3 protein-coding genes are annotated in these 3,400 nt (G+C 62.6%); 2 read left to right on the top strand and 1 reads right to left on the bottom strand.

Annotation, left to right across the window (positions count from 1 at the left end; all coding sequences use genetic code 11):
- Positions 1-347, top strand: a 347-nt coding sequence (locus QZ302_RS09480; RefSeq protein ID WP_294594789.1) for an FtsL-like putative cell division protein, incomplete at its 5' end; no start/stop codon positions are given.
- Positions 348-371: 24 nt separating this feature from the next.
- Entirely contained in the window at positions 372-2,567 is a 2,196-nt protein-coding gene (locus QZ302_RS09475; RefSeq protein WP_294594787.1) for a penicillin-binding protein, read from the top strand.
- Positions 2,568-3,127: 560 nt separating this feature from the next.
- Here the strand turns inward: QZ302_RS09475 and QZ302_RS09470 are convergent.
- Positions 3,128-3,400, bottom strand: a 273-nt coding sequence (locus tag QZ302_RS09470) for a hypothetical protein (protein WP_294594784.1), incomplete at its 5' end; no start/stop codon positions are given.

Raw genomic sequence — 3,400 nt, 5'->3', positions numbered from 1 at the left:
CCGGCGACGACACCCCCCCTCAGCCCCGGAAACGCAGCGGCCTCCGGATCGGCCAGTTCTTCACCGGCGGCATCCTCACCCAGGAAGAGTTCACCCGCCGCCTGCCCGTGATCGTTTACGTCGTTTTTTTGATGCTCCTCTATATCGCCAACGGCTTCCACATCCAGCACAAACACAACGAACTGGATCGGATCTCCGAAGAGCTCAAACAACTCAAGACCCGCGCCGTGACCTCCTCCGCCGTTCGGATGACCCTCACCCGGCAGAGCGAAATCGAACGCCTCCTGCGCGAATACCGAATCCCGCTCGTACTCGACCACACCTCCCCCCACACCATCGACGAATAACCCCCCCAGAGACCCAAGACCCCCATGGCCCGCCAATCCCCCCATACCGCCGAGCCCGAGACCCCCGTCGCCCCCCAGCGAAGCCCCATCAAAGAGGCCATCCTGCGGCGCGTCAAAGTCTTGTACGTCCTCTTCCTCTTCACCGGCCTCGCCGTCCTCGGCCGCATCATCTGGCTCCAGATCGGCACCGACGGCGCCACCCTCCGCGACCTCTCCGACAAATACAGCTACCGCACCGAGATCGTCGAAGGCGCCCGCGGCAACATCTACTCCGACGACGGCCGCCTGCTCGCCATCTCCATCCCCTACTACGAACTCCGGATGGACATGGCCGCCGGCGGCCTCAGCGAGCAACGCTTCTTCGACAAACTCGACTCCCTCAGCACCTGCCTCTCCGACTTCTTCGGCGACAAAACCCCCGAAGAGTACCGCAAAGAGCTCCTCGACGCCCACACCGCCCGTAAGCGGTTCCACCTGATCACCCGCCGGAAAGTCAACTTCCTCGAACTCCAGACCATCCGCCGCTTTCCCCTCTTCCGCCTCGGCGCCAACCGCGGCGGCTTCATGGCCATCGAGAGCAACCGCCGTGTCAACCCCCACGGCGAACTCGCCCGCCGCACCCTCGGCTTCGTCAACCAGTGGGGCGTAAAACTCGGCATCGAAGGCGGCTTCGACAACTACCTCAAAGGCGAACCCGGCCAGATGCTCAAACAGAAGATCTCCGGCAACTTCTGGACCCCCATCGCCAGCGACCGCAACATCGACCCCATCGACGGCTACGACGTCGTCAGCACCCTCAATATCGAGATGCAGGACATGGTTCAGAGCGCCCTCCGCGAATGGATCGTCGAAGTCGAAGCCGACTGGGGCTGCGTCGCCGTCATGGAAGTGCAGACCGGCGACATCAAAGCCCTCTCGAACGTCACCCGGCGTTCCGACGGCACCCTCGTCGAAGACTACAACTACGTCATCGGGATGAGCATGGAACCCGGCTCCACCTTCAAGCTCGCCGGCCTGATCGCCCTGCTCGACGACGCCCACATGCCCCTCTCCACCCCCATCGAGACCGGCAACGGCGTCGAACAGATCGGCCCCGTCCGCGTCGTCGACTCCCACATCGGCGGCTTCGGCCGCCTCACCCTCCAGCAAGTCTTCGAGAAATCCTCCAACATCGGCATGGCCAAAGCCGTGAACCGCGCCTACGGCAGCCAGCCCGCCAAATTCGTCAACGCCCTGAACCGGATCGGCATCCACAAACCCCTCGACCTCCAGCTCGCCGGCGAAGCCAAACCCCTCATCAAACACCCCGCCATCCGGAACGGCTGGGACGGGACTACCCTCACCATGATGTCCTACGGCTACGCCCTGCGTCTCGCCCCGATCCACACCCTGACCCTCTTCAACGCCGTCGCCAACGACGGCGTGATGGTCAAACCCATGTTCGTGCGCGAACTCCGCCAATACGACAAGACCGTCCTGCGTTTTCCGACCGACACCCTGAACCCCGCCATCTGCTCGAAGACCGCCCTTCGGGGCGTCCAGCGCGCCATGGAAGGCGCCGTGACCAACGGCACCGGCCGCCTGCTGCTGAATCCGAAATACCGCGTCGCCGCCAAGACCGGTACCGCCCAGGTGGCTATCGGCCGCCACGGCTACGTGAGCCGCAGCGGCGGCCGCCACTACCTCGGATCCATCGCCGGCTACCTGCCCGCCGACCGTCCCAAGTATTCGATCGTCGTCGCCCTGAAGACCTACCACTCCGAGAACTCCCAGAAGACCTACTACGGCGGTTCTCTGGCCGGCCCCCTGTTCAAGACCGTCGCCGACCGCGTATTTTCCATGCACTACAACGTGACCAACCGCGTCGTGACCCGCCCCCAGAACTTCGACCCCATGCTGAACGCCCTTTCCGGCTCCGCCACCTCCCTGGACAGCCTGTTGCGCGAGCTACACGTGATGGGCGCCCCCCGTCTGCCCTACGAAGGTCGTGCCGCGATCGACAGCGGCGGCCGAGTCGTCGTTTCGCCCCCCGTTTCGATCAGCACCGACTCCGGCGTTCCCGACTTCCGGGGGTTGACCCTGATCGAAGCCCTGGAGCGTGCCGAGAGCTCCGGATTGAAGCCGAAATTCGAAGGGATGGGCACCGTGCGCTTCCAGTCTTTGTCCCCCGGCACCTCATTCAGCCCCGGCACCGAGATCACCCTGACCTTGCGTCGCTAGCACCGTGCGTTTTTTGGGCTGAGGCAGTTCGAGGATGCGTCAGCATCCGTCTAAAGTTTTTTCGGCTTCTTTTGTGAACAAAAGGAACAGTTCGAGGCGGGACAGAGCTCGATCGCGCGCGATTGCTGGAAAAGGAAATCATTCAAACGCGTGTTTCGCGTTTGAATAAGATTTCCCCGGCGCGCGGACATAGAATGGGGGTAGAGGCTGCCAGTTGAAATGCGTAAGCATTTCCCGTCCACGGGACGTGGGGCCCGCGCGGCCTGAGCGCAGTCCTCTCAAACTAATCGCGCGCTCCGCCTTAAGAGGGAAATCGTCAAAATGCGCTTGCGCGTTTTTGATAAGATTTCCCCGGCGCGCGACAAAGGATTGGGACAAGGCAGTTCGGAGCCCATCCGCGCGCGACCGCTGAAGTAGGAAATCATTCAAACGCATGATTTGCGTTTGAATAAGATTTCCGTCAGCGCGCGAACAGAGAATGGGGGTAGAGGCGGCCGCAGCAAAACGCAGTTTTGCCCGTCCACGGGACGTGGGGCCTGCGCGGCCCGAGCGCAGTCCCCTCAAACCAAACGCGCGCCACGCCTTAAGAGGGAAATCGTCAAAATGCGCTTGCGTGTTTTGACAAGATTTCCCCAGGCGCGCGGACAAAGAATGGCGCGCGAACAAACTCGTTCTTGCGCAAAAAATCCGTCGCCCGCCCGCTTAAAGGGCATATTCTGCCGGTTGGCACTCGGCCAATCCGGCAAGAATTGCCGCGGGCGACGTTTAGGAGTAGATACGCCCATCTTTCGGGTGCCGAGCGGCACCGGCGGAGCGGCAGCGGAGCCGCAGTG

The organism is uncultured Rikenella sp. (assembly GCF_910579375.1).
Taxonomy (GTDB): Bacteria; Bacteroidota; Bacteroidia; order Bacteroidales; family Rikenellaceae; genus Rikenella.
Note: the sequence above shows the minus strand (reverse complement) of the source record. Positions and strands in the feature narration are given on the sequence as shown.

Excerpts from the sequence above, each read along its gene's own strand:
- QZ302_RS09475 (WP_294594787.1), top strand. The coding sequence starts at position 372 with ATGGCCCGCCAATCCCCCCATACCGCCGAGCCCGAGACCCCCGTCGCC.